Annotated in this window: 23 protein-coding genes; 10 read left to right on the forward strand and 13 right to left on the reverse strand. The window is 69.9% G+C overall.

What is annotated here, in order from left to right:
* Positions 1 to 12: 12 nt before the first annotated feature.
* Positions 13 to 1,002, reverse strand: a complete 990-nt coding sequence (locus OHZ10_RS22035; RefSeq protein ID WP_256086711.1) for a PDR/VanB family oxidoreductase — start codon at positions 1,000 to 1,002, stop codon at positions 13 to 15.
* A gap of 150 nt (positions 1,003 to 1,152) precedes the next feature.
* The gene (locus tag OHZ10_RS22040) at positions 1,153 to 2,550 is read right to left on the reverse strand and encodes an MFS transporter (protein WP_342705791.1); all 1,398 of its coding nucleotides are present in this window, start codon (positions 2,548 to 2,550) and stop codon (positions 1,153 to 1,155) included.
* Between the two features lie 410 nt (positions 2,551 to 2,960).
* Between OHZ10_RS22040 and OHZ10_RS22045 the strand changes: the two genes are divergently transcribed.
* Positions 2,961 to 4,079, forward strand: a complete 1,119-nt coding sequence (locus tag OHZ10_RS22045; RefSeq protein WP_342705792.1) for a porin — start codon at positions 2,961 to 2,963, stop codon at positions 4,077 to 4,079.
* A 26-nt stretch (positions 4,080 to 4,105) separates the two neighbouring features.
* Here OHZ10_RS22045 and OHZ10_RS22050 read toward each other — a convergent pair whose 3' ends face one another.
* Positions 4,106 to 5,143, reverse strand: a complete 1,038-nt coding sequence (locus OHZ10_RS22050; RefSeq protein ID WP_059237539.1) for a LysR family transcriptional regulator — start codon at positions 5,141 to 5,143, stop codon at positions 4,106 to 4,108.
* The gene (locus tag OHZ10_RS22055) at positions 5,140 to 6,108 is read right to left on the reverse strand and encodes an AraC family transcriptional regulator (protein ID WP_342705793.1); all 969 of its coding nucleotides are present in this window, start codon (positions 6,106 to 6,108) and stop codon (positions 5,140 to 5,142) included. Before OHZ10_RS22055 ends, OHZ10_RS22050 begins: the two co-directional genes overlap by 4 nt.
* A 149-nt stretch (positions 6,109 to 6,257) precedes the next feature.
* On the opposite strand from OHZ10_RS22055, the gene OHZ10_RS22060 reads away from it, so the two are divergent.
* Both OHZ10_RS22060 and OHZ10_RS22065 read left to right on the forward strand, forming a co-directional pair.
* Positions 6,258 to 7,364, forward strand: a complete 1,107-nt coding sequence (locus OHZ10_RS22060) for an NAD/NADP-dependent octopine/nopaline dehydrogenase family protein (RefSeq protein WP_059237537.1) — start codon at positions 6,258 to 6,260, stop codon at positions 7,362 to 7,364.
* Positions 7,361 to 8,371: a 3-hydroxybutyryl-CoA dehydrogenase gene (locus OHZ10_RS22065; protein ID WP_342705794.1), complete on the forward strand. Its 1,011-nt coding sequence runs from the start codon at positions 7,361 to 7,363 to the stop codon at positions 8,369 to 8,371. Before OHZ10_RS22060 ends, OHZ10_RS22065 begins: the two co-directional genes overlap by 4 nt.
* Positions 8,372 to 8,382: 11 nt before the next feature.
* Here OHZ10_RS22065 and OHZ10_RS22070 read toward each other — a convergent pair whose 3' ends face one another.
* Together OHZ10_RS22070 and OHZ10_RS22075 are read right to left on the reverse strand one after the other, a co-directional pair.
* Positions 8,383 to 9,720, reverse strand: coding sequence for an MFS transporter (locus OHZ10_RS22070; RefSeq protein ID WP_340625274.1), 1,338 nt, complete (start codon positions 9,718 to 9,720; stop codon positions 8,383 to 8,385).
* Between the two features lie 145 nt (positions 9,721 to 9,865).
* The gene (locus OHZ10_RS22075) at positions 9,866 to 10,756 is read right to left on the reverse strand and encodes a LysR family transcriptional regulator (protein ID WP_059237534.1); all 891 of its coding nucleotides are present in this window, start codon (positions 10,754 to 10,756) and stop codon (positions 9,866 to 9,868) included.
* A gap of 101 nt (positions 10,757 to 10,857) precedes the next feature.
* Here OHZ10_RS22075 and OHZ10_RS22080 point away from each other — a divergent pair, with 101 nt between their 5' ends.
* The 7 genes from OHZ10_RS22080 (at position 10,858) to OHZ10_RS22110 (ending at position 19,123) form a co-directional block, all read left to right on the forward strand.
* Complete coding sequence (locus OHZ10_RS22080; RefSeq protein WP_059237533.1) at positions 10,858 to 12,411, forward strand: AMP-binding protein; 1,554 nt, start codon at positions 10,858 to 10,860, stop codon at positions 12,409 to 12,411.
* A 13-nt stretch (positions 12,412 to 12,424) separates the two neighbouring features.
* The gene (locus tag OHZ10_RS22085; RefSeq protein ID WP_059237532.1) at positions 12,425 to 13,612 is read left to right on the forward strand and encodes an acyl-CoA dehydrogenase family protein; all 1,188 of its coding nucleotides are present in this window, start codon (positions 12,425 to 12,427) and stop codon (positions 13,610 to 13,612) included.
* On the forward strand, positions 13,609 to 14,772 hold the full coding sequence (locus OHZ10_RS22090; protein ID WP_342705795.1) for a CoA transferase: 1,164 nt from the start codon (positions 13,609 to 13,611) through the stop codon (positions 14,770 to 14,772). Before OHZ10_RS22085 ends, OHZ10_RS22090 begins: the two co-directional genes overlap by 4 nt.
* 44 nt (positions 14,773 to 14,816) lie before the next feature.
* Entirely contained in the window at positions 14,817 to 16,115 is a 1,299-nt protein-coding gene (locus OHZ10_RS22095; protein ID WP_059237531.1) for an MFS transporter, read from the forward strand.
* 110 nt (positions 16,116 to 16,225) lie between these two features.
* Positions 16,226 to 17,284: a porin gene (locus tag OHZ10_RS22100; protein WP_342705796.1), complete on the forward strand. Its 1,059-nt coding sequence runs from the start codon at positions 16,226 to 16,228 to the stop codon at positions 17,282 to 17,284.
* Between the two features lie 40 nt (positions 17,285 to 17,324).
* A complete protein-coding gene (locus tag OHZ10_RS22105) occupies positions 17,325 to 17,735 on the forward strand; it encodes a BON domain-containing protein (protein ID WP_256086705.1) in 411 nt (136 codons plus the stop codon).
* A gap of 47 nt (positions 17,736 to 17,782) precedes the next feature.
* The gene (locus tag OHZ10_RS22110) at positions 17,783 to 19,123 is read left to right on the forward strand and encodes a serine hydrolase domain-containing protein (protein ID WP_059237529.1); all 1,341 of its coding nucleotides are present in this window, start codon (positions 17,783 to 17,785) and stop codon (positions 19,121 to 19,123) included.
* Between the two features lie 108 nt (positions 19,124 to 19,231).
* Here the strand turns inward: OHZ10_RS22110 and OHZ10_RS22115 are convergent, their stop codons facing one another.
* From OHZ10_RS22115 to OHZ10_RS22145, 7 genes are read right to left on the reverse strand one after another with little or no spacing between them, the layout of a single operon-like run.
* Positions 19,232 to 20,278, reverse strand: coding sequence for an ABC transporter substrate-binding protein (locus OHZ10_RS22115; protein WP_059237528.1), 1,047 nt, complete (start codon positions 20,276 to 20,278; stop codon positions 19,232 to 19,234).
* The gene (locus OHZ10_RS22120; protein WP_059237527.1) at positions 20,275 to 21,426 is read right to left on the reverse strand and encodes an NAD(P)/FAD-dependent oxidoreductase; all 1,152 of its coding nucleotides are present in this window, start codon (positions 21,424 to 21,426) and stop codon (positions 20,275 to 20,277) included. The genes OHZ10_RS22115 and OHZ10_RS22120 overlap by 4 nt, the downstream gene beginning before the upstream one ends.
* Positions 21,419 to 22,852 (reverse strand): NAD(P)/FAD-dependent oxidoreductase, encoded by a 1,434-nt coding sequence (locus OHZ10_RS22125; RefSeq protein ID WP_342705797.1) that lies wholly within the window; start codon positions 22,850 to 22,852, stop codon positions 21,419 to 21,421. The genes OHZ10_RS22120 and OHZ10_RS22125 overlap by 8 nt, the downstream gene beginning before the upstream one ends.
* Positions 22,849 to 23,196, reverse strand: a complete 348-nt coding sequence (locus OHZ10_RS22130) for a (2Fe-2S)-binding protein (RefSeq protein ID WP_174992822.1) — start codon at positions 23,194 to 23,196, stop codon at positions 22,849 to 22,851. Before OHZ10_RS22130 ends, OHZ10_RS22125 begins: the two co-directional genes overlap by 4 nt.
* The gene (locus OHZ10_RS22135) at positions 23,196 to 23,990 is read right to left on the reverse strand and encodes an ABC transporter permease (protein ID WP_174992821.1); all 795 of its coding nucleotides are present in this window, start codon (positions 23,988 to 23,990) and stop codon (positions 23,196 to 23,198) included. Before OHZ10_RS22135 ends, OHZ10_RS22130 begins: the two co-directional genes overlap by 1 nt.
* The gene (locus tag OHZ10_RS22140) at positions 23,987 to 24,970 is read right to left on the reverse strand and encodes an ABC transporter permease (RefSeq protein ID WP_342705798.1); all 984 of its coding nucleotides are present in this window, start codon (positions 24,968 to 24,970) and stop codon (positions 23,987 to 23,989) included. The genes OHZ10_RS22135 and OHZ10_RS22140 overlap by 4 nt, the downstream gene beginning before the upstream one ends.
* Positions 24,971 to 26,053 (reverse strand): ABC transporter ATP-binding protein, encoded by a 1,083-nt coding sequence (locus OHZ10_RS22145; protein ID WP_174992819.1) that lies wholly within the window; start codon positions 26,051 to 26,053, stop codon positions 24,971 to 24,973.
* Positions 26,054 to 26,319 lie beyond the last annotated feature (266 nt).

Genomic DNA, 26,319 nt, shown 5'->3' on the forward strand with positions numbered 1-26,319 from the left:
GCGCCGGCCGCTTCAGAGATCGAGCACCAGCACCGCCGAACGCGAGCGCGACACGCAGCAGCAGATCACCGTGTTGCTCGCGCGTTCGGCCTTGCTGAGGCAGTGGTCGCGATGATCGGGCTCGCCGTCGATGACGGGCACCATGCACGTGCCGCACACGCCTTCGCCGCACGACGTATCGACTTCGATGCCGATCCGCGCGAGCGCGTCGACGATCGACGTGTCGGGCGCGACGCGCACCGTTTGCCCGCTGCGCTGCAGCCGCACTTCGAAGCCGTCGGCCGGGCCGGTGCCGGCTTCGGCGTGGCCCGCATCGGCGGAGACGGGTTCTGCAGCGAAGCGTTCGAGGTGAATCGCGTCTTCAGGCACACACGTCGCGGCGGCCGCGACGACCGCATCCATGAACGGCCCCGGGCCGCACGTGTAGACATGCGCTTGCGCATCGATCGACGCGACGCAGCGGCCGAGTTCGGCCGCGAGCGCATCGGGCTCGACGCCGTAGTGGAACGTGACGTGCGACGCGAACGGCTCGGCCGATAGTGCGTCGACAAAGGCGGCGTGCTCGCGGCTGCGTGCGAAATAGTGCAGTTGATAACGCGCGCCACGCTTGTGCAGCGCGTACGCCATCGACAGCAGCGGCGTGATGCCGATGCCGGCCGCGATCAGCACGTGCTCGCTCGCGTCATCCGTCAGACGAAACAGGTTGCGTGGCGTGCCGATCGACAGCTCTGCGCCGACGGCCACGTCGTCGTGCAGTGAACGCGAGCCGCCGCGCGACTGCGCTTCCTTCTTCACCGCGAACAGGTAGCTGCCGCGCTCGTCGGGGTTGCCGCACAGCGAGTATTGCCGCGTGATGCCGGACGGCGCGGTGACGTCGATATGGGCGCCCGGTTCGTACGCATCGAACGGCCGGCCGTCGATGCGCGAAACCCGGAAACAGCGGATGTCCTGCGCCGCGTCGATCAGCGCGTCGATCCGGACCTGGTGGCGGTTCGCTTGCATGGGAAATTCCGTGGGGTAGGAGGAAAGCGGCGCGGCAGAGCCCGCGCCGTCATGCGATCGAGAATAGGGAGGGGCGTCGCATAAATCAAATCGATTAAAAAGCGATGCCTGAATCAGTCGGATGGATAATGCTTGGGCCGCCGTCGGTGCTCAACGCGCGGCGATCGCGTCGCCCGCACCGGCGGCCAGCGGTGCCGCTGCCGATGCGTGACCGCGTTCGCGATCGAGGCTGCGGCGATAGTGCCGGCAACCGGCGGCGAGCAGCAGCGCGGCGAGCGTGGCCGCCGCGACGTTGACGATCGACATCGAATGGCCGACCGCGGCCGGTGTGCCGAACACGCGATCGGTGAACAGCGCGACGACGGTCGTGCCGATCCCGAGCGCGATCAGGTTCGACACGAGCAGGAACAGCGCGGAGATCTGCGCGCGCATCTGGTTCGGCGCGAGCGTCTGCATCGCGGCGGTCGACGTCGGCATCGGGAACGACGCGAAGAACATCGCGACGACCAGCACGGCCAGCGACGCGGGCAGGCTGTCGAGCTGCGTGAAGAGCGTCGCGGGAATCACCATGCATGCGGCGCCGATCGCACCGGCGCGCATCGGCGCATCGGCCCGGCCGCGCCGCAGCAGCCAGTCGTTGAGCCAGCCGCCGCAGAACACGCCGGCCGTATTCGCGACCAGCAGCACGATGCCGAGCGTGTAGCCGGCTTCGACGGCCGTCATCCCGAAGCGGCGGATATAGAACGCGGGCGTCCAGCTCAGCAGGCAGTACAGCGTCATCGCGTAGAACGAGAAACCGAGGTAGTGGCACCAGAAGGTCGCGCGATGCGTGCCGACGAAACGCAGCGAATCGCGCATCGACACGCGCCGCACGGCGCCCGAGCGATCCTGCGCGAGCCCCTTGCGTTGCGGGTCGCGCACGGTCGCGGCGAACAGCAGTGCAACCAGGATCCCCGGCAGCCCGACGATCAGGAACGTGACCTGCCACGCGTGCACCTGCCCGACGACCGGCAGCGTGAACGCGCTCGCATGCTTGAGCAGCGCGATCACGTAGCCGCCGATCAGGAACGCGACGCCGCCGCCGATGAACGAGCCGAGCGAATACACGGCGATCGCGCGCCCGAGCTTCTCCTTCGGGAAGTAGTCGGCAAGCATCGAATACGCGCCGGGCGACAGCGCGGCTTCGCCGACCCCCACGCCCATCCGCGCGATGAACATCTGCACGAAATGCTGGCTGAGCCCGCACGCGGCTGTCGCGACGCTCCACAGTGCGATGCCGATCGAGATGATGCGCGGGCGCGCATAGCGGTCGGCGAGATACGCGACCGGCAGCCCCATCACCGCGTAGAACAGCGAGAACGCGAAGCCGTTCAGCAGGCTGAACTGCGTGTCGGACAGGTGCAGGTCACGCTTGATCGGTTCGATCATCAGCACGAGGACCTGGCGGTCGACGAACGAAAAGACGTACGCGAGCATGCAGATGACGACGACATACCATTCGTACGTATAGCGCTTGCCGTCGGCAGCGCGGGCCGTGGATGCGGACATGCGGATTCTCCAGGAGCGGGCGGTGGAAATGCGCGGCAGCGGCCTTGCGGGCCGGGCGCCGTCGCGGCGCGAAAGCGTGCGGGTGACACGATCGGAGACGCAGCGTAGTCGGCCAAATTCGGCCGCCATAGCCGGAGTGACAGCGGCGCCACACGGACATTTACCGACCCGGATAAAGAAAACACCGAGACCGTGCGCGCGCCCCGCCGCGCAGCACGCGTGCGGCGGGGCGCGCGCGCCTCATGCGGCGCATCTATAAGCGTTATAGAGCGCATTGCGTCGACGTCCGAAATTGTCGTTCCTAGACTCGGCCCGTTTTTTATCGGCAGCGTTGGCCCCCTGTGGCGAACGCGCTTCACACCACGCGGCGCGACGCCGAACGGCGCCGGCACTTCTACGGGACGACGAACATGAACCAACCGAACGGGCGGGCCGACCGGCTTGCCGTACCGCTTGTCGCGCTGCTTGCGTGCATCGCACTGCCGGCGGCCGCGCAATCGAGCGTGACGCTCTACGGCCGCATCGACACCGCGATCGAATACGCGAACGCCGGGCCGAACCACGTGACGCGCGTGGGCAGCGGCAACCTGTGGGCGTCGCAGTGGGGGTTGAAGGGCGTCGAGGATCTCGGCGGCGGCTACGCGACGATCTTCAAGCTCGAGGACGGCTTCAACGCGGGCAGCGGTGCGCTGTCGAACAGCAGCGCGCTGTTCGGCCGCGAAGCGTGGGTCGGCATCACGGGGCCGTTCGGCGGCGTGCAGTTCGGCGAGCTCTACACGATCGTGCATACGACGCTCGTCACGTACAGCCTGCCGGGCCTCGGCGCGGGGCTCGCATGGGGCAACGCGACCAACAACTTCGTCGGGCCGGCGTTCCTGCGCGTGCGCAACTCGATGCGCTACACGTCGCCGCGCTACGCGGGCTTCCTGCTGCGCGCGATGGCCGCGCGCGGCACCAACGGCGCGGCCGGACAGCCGGCGACGCTCGGCGATACGTATGGCGCGGGCATCAACTACGTGCGCGGCGGCCTGTCGGTCGACGTCGACTACATGCAGCAGAAGTTCAGCCCGGCGGCGGCGTCCGCGCTCGGCGACACGAGCCCGGCCGCAAACGGCAACTACACGCTCGGCGCGATCTCGTACGACTTCAACGTGGTGAAGGTCGCCGCGCTGTACATGCGCCATCGCGGCGGCCCCGACGTCGCGACCGCGATCGACAGCCAGAGCGCGTATCCGCACAGCGACATCGTGGAGCTGAGCGCGACGGTGCCGATCGGGCGTGCGTCGCTGCTGCTGAGCGTCGGTCACTACCGGAAGATCGCGGACAGCGACGGCAACGCCGATTCGTACGGCATCCGCTTCGACTATCCGCTGTCGAAGCGCACGGTGCTGTACACGGGCGCCGCAATGGTGCGCAACGGCGCGCATGCGCGCTTCGTCGTCAACGGCGCGGCGGGCGGCGGCGTCGCGGTCGCCAAGCCGGGCGCGACCGCGAGCTCGATCGTTGCGGGCATCCTCACGTCGTTCTAGGTGTGTCGGCGGGCCCGCTTGCGCCGCTACGCGCAGGCGGGCGGCTGCGGTGCGAGCCATGCGTCGAACGGCGCCTGCTCGCCGATATTGAACAGTTCGAGCAGCAGCGCGCGCAGCCAGCGGTGGCCGGGGTCCGCGTCGAAGCGCCGGTGCCAGTACGCATTGACGGCCCATTCGCAGGCGCCCGCGATCTCGTACAGCACGCACGGCTGCCGCGCGGCGAACGTGATCGCGATCGTCTCCGGCAGGATCAGCGCGTAGTCGCCGTCCTGCAGCAACGCGGGCACCACCATGAAATCGGGCAGCGCCGCGCGCACGCGCGGCATCAGTTCGTGCCGTTCGAGCAGTTGCATCGACTGCGGATGCGACGTGACCGCGACGAAGCGCAGGGCGTCGGGTGCCGCGCCGTCGAGCACGAAATCGTCGGGCAAGCCGACGCGCTGGGCGGTGCGGCGCGGCATCAACAGCACGCAACGTTCGTGCAGCAGTGCGGTGCGCTGGAAGTGGCTCGATGCATCGGCGAAATGCCCGAGCGCGAAATCGATGCGCCCCGATTCGAGCGCGACGTTGAGCTGGCATTCGTCGACGTGCAGCGTCTCGATCACCGCACCCGGCGCGCGCCGGTCGAACGCGGCGAGCAGCGTCGGCAGGAATGCGCTCGCCGCGAAATCGCTCATGTGCAGGCGGAACACGCGCTGCGTGCTGTCGGGCGTGAAGCGCGAGCCTTCGTCGAGCACGTCCTGCAGGATCGCAAGCGCCTTGTCGACCGAGATCGCGAGCCGCTGCGCACGCGGCGTCGGCTCCACGCCGGTGCCGGTGCGCACGAACAGCGCGTCGCGGAACATCAGCCGCAGCCGGCCGAGCGCGTGGCTGACGGACGGCTGCGTGACGCCGAGCCGCAACGCCGCGCGGCCGACGTGCCGCTCCTCGTAGACCGCGCGAAACGTCTTCAACAGGTTGAGATCGAGATCCTGCACGCGCAGGCCGTTCGATGAGTCGGCCTCCTTCGTTGAAGGTTCGGCGCGGGCCGGGGCCGCGGGGCGGCCGGTTGCGGGATGCGTCATCGTGTCTGCCTCGCGGTGACGGAAGGCGCGTGGCCGTAACGCCGCGCATATGCCTTCGCGAAATGGCCGAAGCCGTGGATGCCGTGCGCGATCAGCACGTCGGTCACGCTGTGCGCGTCGCCGCGTTGCAGCGCCGCGTGCACCGCGGCGAGCCGGCGCTCGCGCACGTACGCGGCCGGCGTGGTGTGCAGGAACGCGCGGAACGCGTGCTGCAGCGTGCGCGGCGCGACACCCGCGACCGTTGCGAGCGCGGCGAGCGCGAGCGGTTCGCCGAGATGCGCATCGACGTGGTCGCACGCGCGGCGCACGTGCGCCGGCAAGGGCGGCGTGCCGCGTGCGAGCGCGTCGCTGTACGCGTGCGGCAGGTGCGTTAGCAGCAGCGACATCAGCCACGCGCTGAGGTCCGCGCCGAACACCGGCGAGGCCGTGCCGATGCCCGGCTGCGCGCCGAGGCGGCACAGGTATTCGAAGGTCGGCAGCACGAACGCGGAGCCCGCGCCGCCGGCTGCGAGATCGAACTGCAGCGGCCGCGTGAGTGTCGCCTGCAGCATGTCCTGCAGCTTGCGTTCGAGCGCGCCGCGTTCGAGCCGCAGTACGAGGTTGCGGCAATCGGGGCTCGTGCGCAGGCGGCTCGCGAGCGCGGGCGACGACACGGTCAGCTCGCCGGGGCCTGCGCATGCGACGACGCTGCCGGCCTGAAGCTCGCATGCACCCGCGAGCGTCAGCCTGAACAGGAAGTGATCGGCATCGTCGCCGAAATCGATGCGCGTTTCGCGGCCGTAGCAGAGTTCGAGCAGCGCGCCGTGGTGCAGCGGCACTTCGTACAGCTCCGCATGAAACGGATCGCGGCCGTGAGCGGCCATCCGGTGCGGCCCGAGCCGGTGTGCGACCGCGCGTTCGACTTCGTCGGGCGCCTGCAGCGTGCCGAGCCGGTTCGGCGCATGGCGGGAAAGGGCGATGTCCATTGATAGGCCTCGTAGCGGATGCAGGGGCGCGGCGCCATGCGCCGCGCCGCGATTGCGTTGCGCGAACGGGCGTGTCGTTGCGCGTTTTGAAGCGACGCGGCGAGGGCGGCCGCGTAGTCTCGGAAACACTCAATCACCGGGAGAAAACGATGAAGGCATGTGTTCTGGGCGGCGGCCACGGCTGCCATGCGGCGGCGATCGACCTGCTCGAAAAGGGCCATGACGTGACGTGGTGGCGGCGCGACCGCGAGCCGCACGCGCGCCTGCGCGAGCTGGGCGTGTTGAACGTGACCGACTGTCGCGGCAAGCGGACGGTGCCGCTCGGCGACGCGCCCGGCGCGATCCGCCTGACCGACGATCTCGCGGCCGCGCTGCGCGGCGCGCAGCTCGTCGTGGTGCCGCTGCCGGCCACGTCGCACGATGCGCTCGCCGCGCAGGTTGCGCCGCTGCTGGAGGACGGGCAGGTCGTGTTCCTGCCGCCCGGCACGTTCGGCAGCATCGTGTTCGCGCGTGCGGCGGCCGACGCCGGCAACCGTTCGCGTGTCGCGTTCGCCGAAACGGGCACGCTGCCGTACCTCGTGCGCAAGCATGGCGACAACGAGGTCGTGATCAGCGCATACGCGACGCGGTTGCCGACCGGCGTGTTTCCGGCGAGCGCGGCCGGCTGGGCGTTCGACGTGCTGCGCGCGGGCTATCCGTCGGTCGAGCCGGTCGAGGATGCGTTGTCCGGCGCGCTGATGAACGCGGGCCCGGTGATCCATCCGCCGCTGATCCTGATGAACGCGGGGCCGCTCGAACACTTCGATGCGTGGGATATCCATCACGAAGGCACGCAACCGTCGATCCGCCGCGTGACGAATGCGCTCGACGCCGAACGCATCGCGGTGCGCGAAGCGCTTGGCTACCGTGCGCCGCATTTCCCGCTCGCCGATCACTACGCGACCGAAGGCGACGAGTGGATGTACGGGCGCGGCGCGCACGGCAAGCTGACCGATAGCGGCGACTGGCGCGAGAAGATCGATCTGCGTACGCATCGCTACATGCTCGAAGACACCCGCCTCGGGCTGTCGTTCATCGTGTCGTGCGGGCGCTGGGCCGGCGTGCCGACGCCGGTCGCACAGGGGCTGCTGAGCATCGCGAGCGCGGTCGCGGTGCGCGAGCTGTATGCGGAAGGGCGCACGCTGGAGCGGCTCGGGCTGGCGGCGCTGTCGAAGGATGCGCTGCGCGCGCTGCTCGACGCGGGGTACTCGGCATGAAGGCGGCCGCCGATGTGACGCGCATCCATGTGCTCGGCGCGGGACGCATGGGGCAGGGGATCGCACTCGTGTTCGCGTTTGCGGGCCTCGACGTGACGCTGATCGACTTCAAGCCGCGCGACGCGGCCGGCTGGCAGGCATTCGACGCGCGGACCCGTGACGAGATGGTACGGCCGCTGCACGCGCAGATCGCGCTCGGCCGCATCGATGCCGCGCAGGCCGACGCTGTCGTCGCACGCATCGCGCTCGTCTCGTACGGCGGCGCGGCAGACGCGGTGCGCGACGCCGATATCGTGTTCGAAGCGCTGCCCGAAGTGCTCGATGCGAAAGCCGGGGCGCTGCGCTGGCTTGGCGAACACGTCGATGCGCGCGCCACCATCGCGTCGACCACGTCGACGTTCGTCGTCACCGAGCTGCAGCGTCATGTCACGCACCCCGAGCGGATGCTGAACGCGCACTGGCTGAATCCCGCGCTGCTGATGCCGCTCGTCGAGATCAGCCGCAGCGCTGCGACGGATCAAGCCATCGTCGACGCACTCGCCGCGTTGCTCGAACGCGTCGGCAAGCAGCCGGTGATCTGCGGGCCGGCGCCCGGCTATATCGTGCCGCGCATCCAGGCGCTCGCGATGAACGAAGCCGCGCGGATGGTCGAGGAGGGCGTCGCAAGCGCCGAGGATATCGACACGGCGATCCGTACTGGCTTCGGGCCGCGCTTCGCGGTGCTCGGGCTGCTCGAATTCATCGACTGGGGCGGTTGCGACATCCTGTACTACGCGTCGACGTACCTGGCCGGCGAGATCGGCCCGCGCTTCGCACCGGCCGCGAGCGTCGTACGCAACATGGAATCCGGCCGCGACGGCGTGCGCACGGGCACCGGCTTCCATGACTATGCGGACGTCGACGTGCCCGCGTACATGCGACAGCGGCTCGGCGAATTCGCGCGGCTGCTCGATCACCTGGGGCTTGCACCGGCGTTCGACAGCGCGCGGCACGCCGCCGGGCGCTGACCGTCGCCCGGTCATGCGGCGTCGCCGCGCGAACCGTCGGCGTGCGTGGTGCGCGTCTCGCGCATCACGCACAGCGTGGCGACCGTGACGAGGCCGAGCGCGACGAGGAACAGCGACACGGGCCACGACGCGTGATAGCGCGCGAGCAGCGCGGTCGCGATCAGCGGCGACATCCCGCCCGCGAAGATCGATGCGACTTCGTGCCCGAGCGCGACGCCCGAGTAGCGCACCTCGGTGCTGAACAGCTCGCCGACGAGCGCGGGCAGCGTGCCGATCATCGCGCCGTGGCTGACGGCCGTGCCGACCGTCAGCGCGAGCCACACGAGCGGCGTCACGCGCGTATCGAGCAGCCAGAAGAACGGAAACGCACAGGCGACGAGGCTCAGCGCGCCGATCAGGTACACGGGCTTGCGGCCGATCCGGTCGGACAGCCTGCCCCAGGCGAGCATCGCGCCCATCTCGACGATCATCGCGATCATCACGCCGGTCAGCATCACGCCGTTCGGAATGCCGACGTACTTGCCGTAGACGAGCGAGAACGCAAGGAAGATGTACGCGCCGCCGTTCTCGGCCACGCGCAGCCCCATCGCGAGCAGGATTTCCTTCGGGTGACGGCGGATGCACTCGACGATCGGCAGATGCGCATGCTTGCCGCGCTTGCCGGCCTGCTCGAAGTCGCGGCTTTCCGGCAGGTGGCGGCGGATATAAATGCCGATCGCGAAGATGACGATGCTCGCGAGGAACGGCAGCCGCCAGCCCCACGTGCGGAACGCGTCGTCCGGCAGCGCCTGCGCGGCGAGGAACGCGGCCGACGACAGCACGAAGCCGCCGCCCACGCCGAGCTGGCTCCAGGCGGCGTAATAGCCGCGCTGCTCGGGCGGCGCGTTCTCGCTGATCATCAGCACGCCGCCGCCCCATTCGCCGCCGGATGCGACGCCCTGCAGCAGGCGCAGCACGACGAGCGCCGCCGGCGCCCACAGGCCGACCTGCGCGTAGGTCGGCAGCAGGCCGATTGCGAAGGTCGACGCGCCCATGATCAGCAGGGTCCACACGAGCGACGCCTTGCGCCCGTAGCGATCGCCGACGTGGCCGAACACGATCCCGCCGAGCGGCCGCGCGACGAAGCCGAGCGCGAACGCCGCGAACGCGGCGAGGCTGCCCGCGAGCGGCGAGGCCCCGGGCGGAAAGAACACGTGGCCGAACACCAGCGCCGCGGCCGTGCCGTACACGAAAAAGTCATACCACTCCATCGCGTTGCCGGCGACGGAAGCGATGACGATCCGGCGCAGTTGCCGGTCGGCGAGCGGCCGGGCGGCGCTCGGGGATTGCACGGTGTCGGTCGGGTACATGGCGGACTCTGAAGGGGGAGGCGGGCACGCGCCGTCTGTGCGGCACTGCGGGCTAGTGTTGTCGGCACCGCCTTCCCGGTCAAATCCGCAGAAAAAGGGGAGTGTCATCACTCCCGCAAATGATGGTCGCGGCAGGTGCGGGCGGCTATTTCACGCGCGCCTGCAGCAGCGCGACGATGCGTTGCACCAGCGGCGGCAGGTACGCGCCCGCCCGATGCATCGCGGCGATGCGCCGTCCGAGGTCGAGTTCGCCGGGCAGCAGGTCGAGCGCGCGCAGTCCGTTGAGCTGATCGAGCGCCTCGGTCCCGCCGACGCACAGCAGCGGCGTGCCGCGCAGCAGGTGCAGCAGCGACGTGCTGCCGAAATCCGTTTCGACTCGCAGGCGTGGGCCGGGCAGGCCGCGCGCGCGGAACGCGTCGTCGATCTGGCGCCGCACGGGCAGCGTCGTTTCGGGCAGCAGCCATTCCTGGTCGACGAGATCGGCGAGCGTGAGGCTGCGCTTGCGCTGCAGCGGATGCGCTTCGTCGGCGAGCACCGACAGGCGGTCGCTGAACAGCTCGACGCGCACGAGCGTCGCGTCAGGCTGAATCGGCGCGGGCGCCACGACGAGATCGAGCTCGCCGGCCGCGAGCAGATCGAGCAACTCGCGCGCGAGCCGGCAGCGCAGCCGCAGCTTCGCGGCCGGCCGTTCGCCGATCAGTTGCCGGCACGCGCCGAGCACCAGCGCGGTCGGCACGGTCGGCGAGTAGCCGATCCGCACGACGCCCTGCTCGCCGCCGCGGATCGCGCGCATCTCCTGCATCGCATCGTCGAATTCGAGCGCGATCCGCTGCGCGCGCGCGACGAACCGCGCACCGGCCGGCGTCGGCGTCATGCCGCTCGCGGTTCGCTCGAACAGCGTCACGCCGACCTGCGTTTCCAGCCGCTGCATGGCCTTGGTGAGCGCCGGCTGCGACAGGCCCAACGCGTCGGCAGCCTTGCCGACGCTGCCGTGCCGTTCGACGGCCAGCAGGTATTCCAGATCGCGCGTATCCATCAGGGAATTCCAATGAGTTATGACTTTATAGCCAATGATGCATTGTGGTGATGCCTGTGCATCTTACAGACTGGCGGCATTGTTCGACCAGGAGAATTCGCTTGAGCTTCGCCTACTTCCTGCGGCGCGCGGCCCGTTACTGGGGCGACCAGCCCGCCGTGCTGCATCGCGACCGCGCCGTCACGTACCGCCAGCTCGACGAGCGTTCGACCCGCCTCGCGAATGCGCTGCGCGGGCTGGGTTTCGCGCCCGGCGAGCGGATTGCCGTGCAGGCCCGCAACACCATCGAACTCGTCGAGATCGAGTGCGCGCTGTACAAGGCCGGCCTCGTGAAGGCCGCGCTGAATCCGCGCTTCACGGCGGCCGAGGCGGCCGACGTCGTCGGCAACTGCACGCCCGTCGCGTTCATCGGCGGCCGCGGCTATACGCATTACACACCGGACTCGCCGGGCTTCGCGTCGGTGGAGCGGTTCGTGTCGATCGACGGCGTGACCGAAGGCTACCTCGATTACGAAACGCTGCTCGCGCAGGGCAGCAGCGCGACGCCCGACTACGCGCCGGCCATCGACGATCTCGCGGTGCTGCATTTCTCGTCCGGCTCGACGGGGCGCATCAAGGCCGCGATGCAGAGCTACGGCAACCGGCTCGCGTCGCTGCGCAAGATCGTGCTGGGCATGGACCGCCCCGCGCAGCCCGGCGACCGGCTCGCGCTGATCGGCCCGATCACGCACGCGTCGGGCATGCTGATGCAGCCGTACCTGTTCTGTGGCGCGACGCTCGTGCTGTTCGACGCATTCGAGCCCGCGCGCTTTCTCGCCGACGTGGCGCGGTTGCGCATCACGCACGCGTTCATGGTGCCGGCGATGATCAACATGGTGCTGAACGAGCCGGACCTCGTGCACGCCGACCTGCGCAGCCTGAAGGTGCTGGGCTACGGCGCGGCGCCGATGGCGCCGGCGCGCATCGAGGAGGCGTGGTCGCGCATCGGCCCGGTGCTGTCGCAGGGCTATGGCGCCAGCGAGTCGACGTCGGGCGTCACGCGCCTCAGCATCGCCGATCATGCATACGCGCTGCTGTCCGATCATGCGCGGCTCGCGTCGTGCGGCCGGCCGCTCGGCGAGACGGAGGTGCGTGTCGTCGACGCGAACGGGCGCGAAGTCGACGGCGACGCGATCGGCGAGATCGTGATTCGCGGCGCGGACGTGTTCCAGGGGTACTGGAACGCGCCGGAGCTGACGCGCGAGGTACTGGTCGACGGCTGGCTGCATACGGGCGATCTCGCGCGCACCGACGACGAAGGCTTCATCTACCTCGTCGACCGCAAGAACGACATGATCATTTCGGGCGGCTTCAACGTGTACCCGACGGAAGTCGAGGCGACGCTGTACCGGCACGCGGACGTGCTCGAGGCGTGCGTGGTGGGCGTGCCCGACGAAAAGTGGGGCGAGGCCGTGAAGGCCGTCGTCGTGCTGAAACCCGGCCGCGACGCGCAGGCCGCCGATCTTGTCGCGCATTGCCGCGCGCTGCTCGCCGACTACAAGCTGCCGCGCGCCGTCGATTTCGTCGCGGAGCTGCCGAAGAACGCCAGCGGCAAGATCGCCCGCAAGCTCGTACGCGAGCAGTACTGGCACGGCGTCGCGCGCCGCGTCAACTGAAGGAGACACCACCATGTTCGATCATCTGCAACGCCCCGAATTCGTCGCGCTGCGCGCGGCCGTGCTGCGCTTCGTCGACGACGAACTGCGCCCGATCGAGCGCGAGCTGCGGCTCGACTCGGAAGACGTGTGGCCGCGCGACGTATTGCGCCGCGTGTGGCAACGCTCGGCCGCGCTCGGCTTCTACACCGCGAGCCTGCCCGTCGAGATCGGCGGACAGGGGCTGTCGATCGCCGAGGTGTGCGCGCTGAAGGCCGACCTGGCCGCATGCGGCGCGGCCCTCGCGCCGCACGTGCTCGGCGAACTCGGCGGGCCGCCGCGCATCGGCAACATGCTGAAGTACGCGACGCCCGCGCAACTCGAACGCTATTTCAAACCGGTGATGCGCGGCGAGAAGTCGACGTGCTTCGCGCTGACCGAGCCGCACTCGGGCTCGGACGCGATGAGCATCCGCACGACGGCGGTCGAGGACGGCGATTCGCTCGTCATCAACGGCTCGAAGCACTACATCAGCGGCGCGCCGTTCGCCGATTTCGCGATCGTGATGTGCGTGACCGATGCGACCACGACGCCGCCGCAGATCACCGCCGTGCTCGTCGATCTCGACCTGCCCGGCGTGAGCGTCGAGCACGAGTACGTGCCGATGTCGGGCCAGCACATCGACGCGGACATCCGTTTCGTCGACGTGCGCGTGCCGCGCGAGAACGTGTTCGGCGGCGTCGGCAACGGCTTCCGGCTCGGCATGTCGCGCATCAACGTGAACCGGCTGCTGCATTGCCCGACGATGCTCGGTCTCGCGATGTCCGCGTATCGTGCGTCGCTCGATCATGCGCGCACGCGCCGGCAGTTCGGCGGGCCGATCGCGCGCTTCCAGGCGATCCAGCACATGCTCGCCGACATGGCCGCCGCGCTGTGGGCGTGCGAAAGCATGATCGCGCACACGGCCGCGCTGGCCGAAGCGGGCGCGGACCTGCGAATGACGGCATCGGCGTGCAAGCTGTACGTGTCGGAGCGCTGCTTCGAGGTGGCGGACAAGGCGGTGCAGATTCACGGCAACGTCGGCGTGACGCGCGGCCACCCGGTCGAGCAGACGTTCCGCAAGCTGCGGATGTTCCGGATCCTGACCGGCACGAGCGAAATCCAGCGCAACGCGATCGCGAAGGCGATTCTCGAACCGTCCGGCGCGGGGCGCGAAGCATGACGGCTCGCGATGACATCGAAGGCGCATGCGACCTGCCCGACGCGTGGCCGGCCGGCGACGACCACGCGCCCGCCTGGTCGTGCCTGCGCGGCGTGCGGATCATCGACGCCGGGCAGTTGCTGCCGGGGCCGCATGCGTGCGCGCTGCTGCGCCAGCTCGGCGCCGACGTGATCAAGGTCGAGCCGCCGGGCGGCGACACGTTGCGGCAGTTCGGCGCCGACACGTTCGCGCAGTTCAACCGCGGCAAGCGCTCGATCGTGCTCGATCTGAAGACGCCCGACGGCCGCGCGCGCTTTCTCGATCTCGTGCGCGATGCCGATGCGGTGGTCGAAGGTAACCGGCCGGGCGTGATGGCGCGGCTCGGGCTCGATTACGCGGCGCTGGCCCGTGCGAACCCGCGCGTCGTGCTGTGTTCGATCACCGGCTACGGGCAGGACGGCCCGTATGCGAATCGCCCCGGCCACGACCTGAACTTTCTGGCCGATGCCGGCTACTGGTCGGTGCCCGCGCAACTGCATGACGCCGTTGCACGGCCGCGCGTGCGGCTCGCCGATCATGCGGCCGCCATGCATGCGGCGCTCGCGCTCGCGGTTGCCGTGATGAGCGCACGCGCGAACGGGGCCGGCCAGCACCTCGACGTGTCGATCCACGACGCGATGTTCGCGTGGACCGCCCCGGCCGCGTGGGCACTGCGCACGGGCCGCGATACGCCCGACACCGCACGCTGGGTGATGCCCGACAACGACCTGTTCGAAACCGCAGACGGGCGGCACATCGTGCTCGCGACGTTCGAGGACAAGTTCTGGGCCGCGTTCGCCGATGCGCTCGGCGACGCGTATCCGGCGCTGCGCGACCCGCGCTATGCGCAGCGCGCGGGCCGGCAGGCGCATCGACACGAACTCGGCGCGTTGCTGCGCGCGACGTTCGAGACCCGCACGCTGGACGGCTGGATGCGCGTGCTCGGCGCGCTCGGTTTGCCGGTGTCGCGCGTGCCGGTGGCCGGCGAGGTATTCGACGACCCGCACGTGCGGGCACGCGGCGTCGCGCGCGAGGTGGCGGCAGACCACACGCTCGCGGTGCGCTTCCCGGTGAAGTTCTCGCTCGGCTTGCCGGACGGCGATGACCATGTGCCGGCACCCGGCGAGCACGGTGGCGGGTAGCGCGACGCACCCGGCCGCCCACGACAACGAAACAGGAGACAGCCATGACGAATGGCGCGCAATACCGCCCCGGACGGGCGTGGTCCATCGCGACGATGCTCGCGTTGATGATGCTGGTGAATTTTCTCGACAAGGTCGTGCTCGGCCTCGTGTCGGTGCCGATGATGCGCGACCTGCATCTGAGCCCGACGCAGTTCGGCGTGATCGGCGGCAGCCTCAACTGGCTGTTCGCGGTCGCGGCGGTCGCGGGCGGCATCGCCGCGAACCGCTGGCCCGCGAAATGGCTGCTGTTCGCGATGGCGGCCGCGTGGGCGCTGCTGCAACTGCCGATGCTCGTCGCAAGCTCGATCTGGGTCGTCATCGCGTGCCGCGTGCTGCTCGGCATCGGCGAAGGGCCCGCGTCGCCCGTCGCGACGCACGCGATCTACAAGTGGTTTCCCGATACGCGGCGCAACCTCCCCGTCGCGCTGCTGCACCAGGGCAGCGCGCTCGGCCTGCTGATCGCGGGGCTCTCGATCCCGGTCATCACGTCGCACTGGGGCTGGCGCGCGAATTTCGCGGTGCTGGCGCTGCTCGGGGTGGTGTGGTGCATCGCGTGGGCCGTGGTCGGCGAGGAGGGCACGCTGTCGCGGGCGCCACGCACGGCCGGCGGCGACCGCGTGCCGTACGGGCGGCTGCTGACCGACCGCACGGTGCTCGGCAACTTCCTCGGCCACTTCGCGGCGAACTGGATTCTCGCGATGACGCTCACGTGGATGCCGACCTACCTGCAGCTCGGGCTCGGCTTCGGGCCGCACGAGGCCGGCCGGATGTTCGCGCTGTTCGTCGCGGTCACGTCGCCGCTCAGCCTCGCGCTCGCGTGGCTGTCGCAAACGCTGCTCGCACGCGGGATGCCGTCGCGGCACGGGCGCGGCACGTTCATCGCGGTTACGCTCGCGATCGCCGGCGCGATGCTGGCCCTGCTGCCGGTACCGGAGATGCCGCGCGCGGCGAAGCTCGTGCTGCTGACGCTCGGCAGCGGGCTGACGCTGACGATGTACTCGATCGGCCCCGCGATGCTCGCCGAAGTGACGCCGGACGCGCAACGCGGCGGCGTGCTCGCACTCAGCAACGGCTTCGCATCGCTCGCAGGCCTCGGCGCGCCGGTCATTACCGGGATGCTGATCGAGGGGGCCGGCGCGTCGGTCGCGCACGGCTTCGAACAGGCCAGCATCGTATGCGGCGTCGTGCTGATCGCCTGCGGCGCGCTCGGCGCCTGGTGCCTCGATCCGCAACGCTCGCTGCGGCGCCTCGCCGGTGACGCGGAACACGCCGCGCCGCCGGTCGGCGCGTGCGGCCGCTAGCACCGCGCATCGCGTCACATCGCTTTCGGCGTGCGGCCTGCTTGCCGGGCGGCGCCTTTCGACGGTAGCAGCACCACGATACGCCGCGCGACGACGCGGCAGGAGGAGACATGAAGAAAATGATCGCGGCGGCGCTGGTCGGCGCGCTGTGCGGGAGCGCGCATGCGCAGTCGAGCGTGACGCTGTTCGGCCGGATCGGCGGCGGCGTGCGCTGGGTCAACGGGCTGCCGGGCGGCAGCCAGGTCGGCTTCAACAACAACATCATCGCGGGCAACGAGTTCGGCATTCGCGGCCGGGAGGATCTCGGCAACGGGCTGAAGGCGCTGTTCGTGCTCGACGGCGCATTCAACAGCGGCACCGGCGCGATGAAGACGTCCGGCACGCTGTTCTCGCAGGCCGCGTATGTCGGCCTCACCGGCGATTTCGGCCGCGTGACGCTCGGCCGCCAGTTCAACGTCGCGGAGGATCTCGGCATCGCGCTCGATCCGCTCGGCGGGCGCGGGCAGTCGCTCGCGGTCGAGCCGGGCGTGCTGTTCGACGGCAACTTCTTCACGCTCGATTCGCGCTTCAACAACATGGTCAAGTATCTCGGGCAGGTGGGCGGGCTGCGGTTCGGCGCGAACTATTCGCCCGGCGGCGTCGCGGGCAGCGCGCATGCGGGCACCAGCTATTCGACGGCCGCGATGTACACGTATTCGGACCTGATGGGCGGCGTGTCGTATGCGAAGACGTACAGCCCTGACGGCTCGCAATCCGCGCAGACGATCCAGGCGGGCGGCACGCTGCAACTCGGCCGCGCGCGCTTCTACCTGAGCTATGCGTCGCTGAACGTGCGGGCGAACAAGGCCGGTGCGCCGTCGCGGCGCGACGACATCCCGTCGTTCGGCGTCGTCGTGCAGCCGCTGCCTTCGCTGCAGCTGAGCGCGGCCGCGTTCTACGACCGCGCGCGCAACCTCGGCAACGTGTCGGGCGCGGACGGCCACAAGCTGACGACCTATGCGATCGCCGAGTACTTCCTGTCGAAGCGCACCGAGCTGTATGTCGAAGTCGACCGCAACGGGATGACCGGCGCCTACATGCGTGACCCGGCGACGATCACGGCATTGAACCTGCGGCGCGGCGCGAGTGCGACGACCGGTGTGTCGATCGGGCTGATGACGCAGTTCTGAGGTTTTCCTATCAACGGCTTTCAAGGAGCGTGATCCGATCATGCGTACTTCATTCCGACTGGCTACAGCGCTGCTGATGGCAGCGTGCTGGAGCATCACCGCCTGCGCGCAACCCGATGCCGCGAGTGCGGCGGCTCCCTCTTCGGCGGCTCCGGCGGCTCCGGTGGCGCAGGAATCCGCACAAGCGCAAGCGCCGGCACCGGCCGGCCTGTCGCCGTCGCAACGCAAGGCGGCCGACCGCAAGCTGAAGCGTCGCGTCAGCACGGCGTTGGCCCGTACGAAAAACCTGAACGTGACGCGCATCCTCGTGCGCGTACGCGACGGCAGCGTGACGCTGTCGGGCTCGGTCATGGATACGTCGCAGGTGGCGCTTGCGGCGATGGTCGCGCGGGGCGTCGACGGCGTAACGTCGGTGTCGAACCTGTTGCGTATCGACGGCCAGCAGCCGTAATGTCCGGGCGCATCGCCCGATTCTTTTCCACTACGAGGCATGACTCGATGCGAATTCATCGACGCATTACAGCGACCCGACGCAGCCGCCGGCTTGCCGGCACTTTCATGCTGGCGGGCGGGCTCGCGCTCGCCGCGACCGCTGCACCGGCCGCGCCGACCCATGGCGCGGCGCCTGCGGGCATGATGCAGGGCTTCCCGCCACCGGCCGACCAGCTCGTCAACAAGCAAAACGCGTTCACGCCGGCCAGCCTGCGCTGGGCGTTGAGCAACACGCGGCTGCTCGCGCCGACGGCCGGCATCCGGCACGCGGCTGCGCCGATGCCGCTGCCCGAGCAGCCGGCGCCCGGTCTCGACGCGCTGCCCCTGACGATCGGCGGCGAAACGCTGACGCTCGACGCGTATTTGCGCGCGACGCATACCGACGGCTTCATCGTGCTGCAGCGTGGCCGGATCGTCTACGAGCGCTATTTCGACGGATTCCGGCCCGACCAGACGCACGCATGGGCGTCGATGACGAAATCGGTGACGGGGCTGCTCGCCGCGCAGATGATCGAATCCGGCGTGCTCGACGCAGGCGCGCCGTTGTCGCGCACGGTGACGGAACTGGCCGACACGCCGTTCGGCAGTGCAACGCTGCAGCAGAACCTCGACATGGAAGTGCCGACTGCCTATACGCCGGGTATCCCGCCCGATCTCGGCCTGTTCGGCGCGGTCGGGCTGGTGCCGCACCGCGAAGGCGCGCCGGCCAGCATCGTCGAGTTCCTGCGGACCGTGCAGCGCGTGCCGGAGGTGGCGCCGGGCAGCATGTGGTTCTACCAGAACGGCTCGCCGGAAGCCGTCGCGTGGGCGATGCAGCGCGCGACGGGGCAGTCGTGGAGCGCGCTGGTCGAGCGGTGGCTGTGGCGCGATTTCGCGGAAGACGATGCATACGTCGCCGTGGACCGCAACGCGATGGCGATGGCGAGCGGCGGGCTGTATACGACGCTGCGCGATGCCGCGCGCTTCGCGGAACGCGTGCGCACCGGGCTCGGCGGTGCGCCGGGCACGCTGCCCGCCGCGACGATTCGCGCCGCGCTGCAGCCAGCGCACAACGCGGCGCTGTTCGCGAAGGGCAACGTCGTGCCCGGCAAGGACGGTTATGCGTATCGTGACTACTGGTATCAGGTGAACGACGGCGACGGCTCGTTCGCGGCGGCGGGGCGCTTCGGCCAGTCGATCCTCGTCGATCCGAAGTCCGCGCTGACGATCGTCAAGTTCTCGTCGTCGCCGGACTTCGCGCCGCGTGCGCTCGATGCGCACGGCGACGCCGCCCGGCCGCGCGCCGCGCTCGAACGCGGCGACGCGCTGAGCATGGTTGCGCGCGCGCTCGCCGAGCGGTTGCGGTAACGTACCCGCAGCACCCGCACCCGCACCCGCACCCGCACCCGCACCCGCACCCGCACCCGCACCCGCACCCGTGCCCGTGCCCGTGCCGGTGCCGGTGCCCGTGCGGGATCAGCGCTCGATCTGCCGGTTCCAGCGCGTATCCCACTGCGCGCGGCGCGCGTTGATCGCGGTCCAGTCGACCACCGTCACCTTGCGCACGAGATCGTCGACATTGCCGAGGCTCTGCTGCATCGCCGCGGGCATCTTCGCGAGCCGGTTGGTCGGGATCTGCTTGCCGGCCTCGGCGGCCTTCGTCTGAGCGGGCGCCGACAGCAGGAACTGCGCGAGCTTTTGCGCGAGCTGCGGATCGGGATTGTTCGCGACCACGCACAGGTCGACGAGCAGCAGCACGGGGCCTTCCTTCGGGTTCGCATACGCGACGGGGATGCCCTTGTCCTGCAGGTCGCCGACACCCGTGGGCGTGAGCGGGAACAGGCCGGCCTCGCCGGTCTGCACCATCTCCGAGATCTTCGCCGAGTTCGGGATGTACTCGACGACGTTCGGCCCGACCGTGCTCGCCCACTTGCTGAAGCCGGGCTCGACGTTCTGCTCGTTGCCGCCGAGCAGCCGGTTGATCGCGAGGAAGCCGTGCAGCCCGAACGTGCTGCTCGACGCCGACTGGAACACGACCTTGCCCTTGTATTTCGGATCGGCGAAATCCATCCACGACGTCGGCGGCGTCCAGCCTTTCTCGGCGAACAGCTTCTTGTTGTATGCGATGCCGGTCATCCCGAGCTGCACGCCCGCGCCGATGTCGTCCTTCATCCGCGCGAACGGGTACAGCTCCTTCAGCACCGGCGTATCGTCGAGCTTCTGGCACACGCCGAGGCTGACCGCGCGCGCCATCACGCCGTCGTCGAGGAACGCGACGTGGATCTGCGGCTTGTTGCGGTTCGCGAGCAGCTTCGCGAGCACGTCCGACGACGTGCCGGGCACGACGACCACCTTCACGTTGTTCGCTTTCTCGAAGTCGGGCAGCACCTGGCTCGTGTACGCCTTCTCCATCGGGCCGCCGTTCATGCCGACGTAGATCGTCTTCGTTTGCGCGAACGCGGGCGCGCCGGCGCCTGCGATGCAGAGCGCGGCGGCCGCCGCGATCGTTCCGAGCAGTTTCATCGTTGGGTCTCCTCTTGACGGAAAGGGGCGGCCGGCACAGCTTCGCGGACGAAGCGGCCGATCGAGAATGCATCGAGTGGCGTGGCGGTTTCGCCGGTCGTGACGAGATCGGCGAGCACGTCGCCGACACCCGGCGCGAGCAGGAATCCGCCGCCGGAAAAGCCGAACGCATGCAGCAGGCGCGGCGTCGTGCGGCTCGTGCCGATGATCGGGTTGTGGTCGGGCGTGCAGCCTTCGACGCCGCTCCACGTGCGGATCAGCAGCGCATCGCGCAGCGCGGGCAGCAGCGCGCACGCGTCGCGCATCACCGCGCGCGTCGTATCGACCGACGGCTGGCCGAATTCGCCGTCGCCGCGGCCGCGCCCGCCGCCGATCACGCAGTTGCCGCGCGCAACCTGCCGCGCATACACGCCGCCGCCGTAGACGCCGAGGTTGTGCGCGATGAACGGCGGCAGCGGTTCGGTCACCCACATGTTCGGATAGATCGGCTCCATCGGCACGGCTTCGCCGAAGCGCCCGGCGATCGTGTTCGCCCACGCGCCGGCCGAGTTGATCAGCCACGTCGCGGTGCAGGCGCGGCCGCCTGACTGAACGTGGAAGTGCGTGCCGTCGTGGTGAACGTCGTCGACGGGCGTGTGCTCGAACACGTCCGCGCCCGCCGCGCGGGCCGCGCGCGCGAACGCGGGCGACACGAGGCGCGGGTTGGCGTGACCGTCGGTCTCGCACAGCGAGCCGCCGAGCGCCGCGCGGCCGAGCCACGGATAGCGGCGCCGGAACGCATCGCCGCGCATCACCTGTAGCGGCAAGCCGTGTTCGCCGGCGAGCGCGGCGTAGGCGTCGAGCGCGTCGAGATCGGCGTCGCTGCGCGCGAGCCGAAGGTGGCCCGACACGACGAATTCGCCGTCGATGCCGATCAGTTCGGGCAGGCGGTCCCAGATGCGCCGCGCACGCAGCGCGAGCGGCAATTGCTCGGCCGGCCGGCCCTGGCAGCGCACGCCGCCGTAGTTCACGCCGCTCGCCTGCGCGCCGCAGTCGCGCCGCTCGAACAGCCCGACGCGCAAGCCGCGTCGCGTCAGCGCGAGTGCCGCCGACGCGCCGACGAGGCCGCCGCCGACGATCGCGACGTCGTAATGCCGGATCTCACTCATCGCGCGCCTCGTCGGGAATCGTCGCGACATCGTCGCCCGCGAGCGCGGCCGAGATCGGGAACGGCTTCACGGGCGGTTGCGCACGCAACCGGCCGGCATCGGCGAGCGGACGGCCGGTTGCGGCGGCCAGCACGAGCGCGGCGGCGTCGCCGCACATGCGGCCCTGGCAGCGGCCCATTCCGACGCGCGTCAGCGCTTTCAGCCGGTTCAGCTCGGTCGCGGCACCGCCGCGGACGCAGCGGCGCAGCGTGCCCGCGTCGATCTCCTCGCAGCGGCACACGATCGTGTCGTCGGGGCAGCGCGCGGCCTGCTCGACCGGCGGCGCGAACGCCGCTTCGAGGCCCGCGCGGAAGGCGCCGACGCGCGCGAGCGTGCGTTCGAGCGCCGCCGCATCGGGTTTGCCGGATGGCGCGGGCGACGCGATGCCGGCGTCGTCGAGCAACGCGAGCGCTGCCCGCCGGCCCGATGCTTCGGCCGCGTCGGCGCCCGCGATGCCCGCGCCGTCGCCTGCGACGTAAAGGCCGCGCACCGACGTGCGGCCGGCCGCGTCGCGCTCGGGCAGCCACGTGCGATTGAGCGGGTCGAACCCGAACCGGCAGCCGGCGAGATCGGCGAGCTGCGTTTCGGAGCGCAGGCCGAAGCCGAGGCCGAGCGCGTCGCAGTCGAGCAGGCGCGGCTGTGCGTCGTCACCGGCAGCGCGCCATGCGATCCCGGTGACGTGCTGGTCGCCGAGCACGTGCTCGAGCGTGACGCCCGTTTCGATTGCGACGCCATGGGTGCGCAGCCAGCCGATGTAGTAGAGCCCCTTCGCGAAGGTCGACGGCATGCGCAGCAGCGCGGGCGCGGCGGCGGCCTGGCGGCGCAGCGGGCTCGTGTCGAGCACGGCCGCGACCTGCGCGCCGGCCTTCGCATACTGGTAGGCGACGAGGTAAAGCAGCGGGCCCGTGCCCGCGAACACGATGCGCCGGCCGATGGCGCAGCCCTGCGCCTTCAGCGCGACCTGCGCGCCGCCGAGCGTATAGACGCCCGCGAGCGTCCAGCCCGGCACGGGCAGCATGCGGTCGGTCGCGCCGCTCGCGATGATCAGGTGCGAGTACGGCACCGTCACTTCGCGGCCGTCCTGCAGCGTATCGACGCGGCCTGCGCCGCATGACCACGCGAGCGTGTTCGGCCGGTAGTCGACATGCGGCAGCAGCGCGGCCATCGTCCGGTGCACGGCGTCGGCCTTCGCGGCCTCGAAGCCGTACAGCGTGCGCTTGCCGCGCGCGAACGCGCCGTCGGCCGGCGGTTGCCGGTAGATCTGTCCGCCCCAGCGCGCGTTCTCGTCGATCACGACGGGGCGCAGCCCCGCGTCGACCAGCGCTTCGGCCGCGCGTACGCCGGCCGGGCCCGCGCCGACGATCGCCGGTTGCAGTCCGGTGCTCATGACGCGTCTCCGGTCGTCGTCGGCCGGGCGGCCGTGAGAATCCGCATGCCTTCGGCGATCGCTGTCGTGCATGCGCGCAGGCGTGCACCGGCCTCGGTGCGCACCCAGCAGTCCTGGCACGCGCCGATCAGGCAGAAGCCCGCGCGCGGCTGGCCGCTGAATTCGCTCACGCGCACGCGGCGCTGCGCGACGAGAATCGCGGTGAGCACGGTGTCGCCGGCGAGCGCCTGCGCCGGGTGGCCGTCGAGCGTGAACGCGACGACGGCGCGTTCGCGTTCGGCGACGCGCACGAACTGCGCGCCGTCGTTCGCGATGCCGGTGGAGCGGGAAGCGGAAGTCGTCATCAGTGTTGGCCGATCAGGATGCGGTTCAGGCCGTACACGCGATCGAGCAGCAGCATCGCGCCGGCGGTGATGAAGATGACGAGCGCCGACACCGACGCCATCATCGGGTCGATCGATTCGGTCGCGTACATGTACATGCGCACCGGCAGCGTGACCGTCTGCGGCGACGTGACGAAGATCGACATCGTCAGTTCGTCGAAGCTGTTGATGAACGCGAGCAGCCAGCCGCCCGTGATGCCGGGTACGATCATCGGCAGCGTGATGCGGCGGAAGGTGGTCCACGGGTCCGCGCCGAGCGAGCACGCAGCCTGCTCGATGCTGCGATCGAGGCCCGCGACGGACGCGAGCACGAGCCGCATCACGAACGGCGTGATGACGATCATGTGCGCGAGCACGAGCCACGCGAACGAGCCGGTGGCGCCGATCAGCGCGAAGAAGCGCAGCAGCGCGATGCCGAGCACGAGGCCGGGAATCACGAGCGGCGACAGCAGCAGCCCGTTCAGGAACGCGCGACCGGGAAACGTCGCGCGGCCGATGGCGAGGCCCGCCGGCAGCGCGATCGCGAGCGACAGCGTCGCCGACGCGAACGCGAGCTTCACGCTGTTGAAGAACGCGGTGACGAAGTCGGGGTAGTCGAGGATCGCGCGGAACCAGCGCAGCGACAGCCCGTGGGTCGGCAGCGTCAGCGTTTCGTCGGGCGTGAACGCGACGAGCACGACGATCACGAGCGGCGCGAGCACGAACAGGATCACGAGCGTGTGGAAGGCGAGGGCAAAGGGGCCGTTCTTTCTCATCGCGATGCGCCTCCGAGGCTGCGTGCGTAGCGGCGTTCGAGCACGCGGTAATAGGTGAGCATCACGACGAGGTTCGCGACCAGCAGCAGCACCGCGATCGTCGCGCCGAGCGGCCAGTTCAGCGAACCGAGGAATTCGTCGTAGACGGCCGTGGCCGCGACCTTCAGCCGGCGTCCGCCGAGCAGGCCCGGAATCGCGAACGCGCTCGCCGACAGCCCGAACACCATCAGGCTGCCCGACAGCACGCCCGGCATCAGCTGCGGCAGCACGATGCGGCGCAGCGTCGTGAACGGCGATGCGCCGAGCGACAGCGCGGCATGCTCGGTCTGCGGATCGAGCCGCTGCAGCGCGGTCCACACGGGGATCACCATGAACGGCAGCATCACGTGCACCAGCGCGATCACGATCGCGAAGGTCGTGTATTCGAGCTTGTACGGCCCGAGGCCGGCGAGCCCGAGCGCCTGGTTCACGAGCCCGCTCGTGTTCAGCAGCATGCTCCAGCCGAATGCGCGCACGACGACCGACACCAGCAGCGGCGCGAGGATCGCGAGCAGGAACAGCGAGCGCCACGGGTCGCGCATTTTCGACAGCACGTACGCTTCCGGCGTGCCGATCGCGACGCAGATCGCGGTCGTCAGCGCGGCGATACCGAACGTGCGCGCGAAGATCGTGTGGAAGTACGACGAGCCGAGCACTTCCGCGTAGTTGCCGAACTGGAACGCGGCGATCGGGCCGGTGGCCGGGTCGAAGCGGTAGAACGTCAGCATGAACGTCATCGCGAGCGGCACGAGCACGAGCGCGGCGAACAGCGCGAACGCGGGCGCGCACATCAGCCACAGCGGCGCATGGGCGCGCCACGTCGCGCGCATCGGGTGCGCGGCGGCGGCGCGTGCCGGCACGGCATCGGCGGACACCGCAGCCGGCTGCGCGAGCGCGGCCGGCGCGCCGTCGGCCGGGAGCGGGCGGGTAGGCTGTCCCATTCAGGCCTCCCGGCGCATCACGCGCACCGCGTCGCTGTGCCAGTCGATCCCGACCGGCGCCCCTTCCGCGAGCGGCTCCGCCCCTTCGTTCTGGCAGCACACGAGCACTTCGCCGAGCGCGCTGTCGACGCGGTACAGCCACTGGCTGCCGAGGAAGAAGCGGCTCGTGACGGTCGCGGCGAAGCGGCCCGCATCGGGCGCGCACAGCCGCAGCTTTTCCGGACGGATGCAGACCGACACCGCATCGCCGACGCACACGTCGCGCTCGCGCGGCGGCAGGTGCGCGGTACGGCCCGTCTCGGCGAGGTCGTGCCCGAGGTCGATGCGGATCGCGTCGCCGTCGTGCGCGACGACCGTGCCGGGCAGCAGGTTCGCCTTGCCGATGAACTGCGACACGAAGCGGTTTTCCGGGCGCTCGTACGCACGGTACGGCGTATCGGTCTGCGTGATGCGGCCGGCTTCCATCACGACCACGCGGTCGCTGATCGACAACGCTTCCGACTGATCGTGCGTGACCATGATCGTCGTCGTGCCGATCTTGCGCTGGATCGCGCGCAGCTCGAACTGCATGTCCTCGCGCAGCTTCGCGTCGAGGTTCGACATCGGTTCGTCGAGCAGCAGCACCGGCGGCTCGATCACGACCGCGCGCGCGATCGCGACGCGCTGCCGCTGGCCGCCCGACAGCTCGCGCGGGAAGCGGTGCGCGAGCGCGTCGAGACGCACGAGCGCGAGGGCCGCGCGGATGCGCTCGGCGCGCTCGGCCTTGTCGACGCCGCGCATGTCGAGGCCGAAGCCGACGTTCTCGGCGACGCTCATGTGCGGAAACAGGGCATAGCTCTGGAACACGATGCCGAGCCCGCGCCGGTTCGGCTTCAGGTGCGTGATGTCCTGCCCGTCGAGCGCGATGCGGCCGCGCGTGACGTCGACGAAGCCCGCGATCATCTGCAGCGTGGTGGTCTTGCCGCAGCCGGACGGCCCGAGCAGCGACACGAATTCGCCTTGTTCGACCGACAGGTTGACGTCGGCGACGGCGGTGAGCTCGCCGAAGGTTTTCGTCAGATCCGTAAGCGTGAGAAACGACATGGGAAGCTCCGGGTTCGCACACCGCGTGGCCGGTGTACCGATGTGGCGGACTCTAGCCAGCCATATTTCGGAGCGTCAATTTCGAATTCTGCTCAACGGGAGGAATTTTGGAAAAATTCCGGTGAGCGGAACGGACGGAGGAATCGCGTGCAAATCGTTCCGTTGGATGAAGGGCGTTCAGGCCGCGAAACGGCCGCGTCAATCCCGTGCACACCCGGATGCCCGCGAGATTTCGGCCGGACGACAATGGCGGTGACCGTATTCCG

Source organism: Burkholderia arboris (assembly GCF_038723655.1).
Classification (GTDB): domain Bacteria; phylum Pseudomonadota; class Gammaproteobacteria; order Burkholderiales; family Burkholderiaceae; genus Burkholderia; species Burkholderia arboris.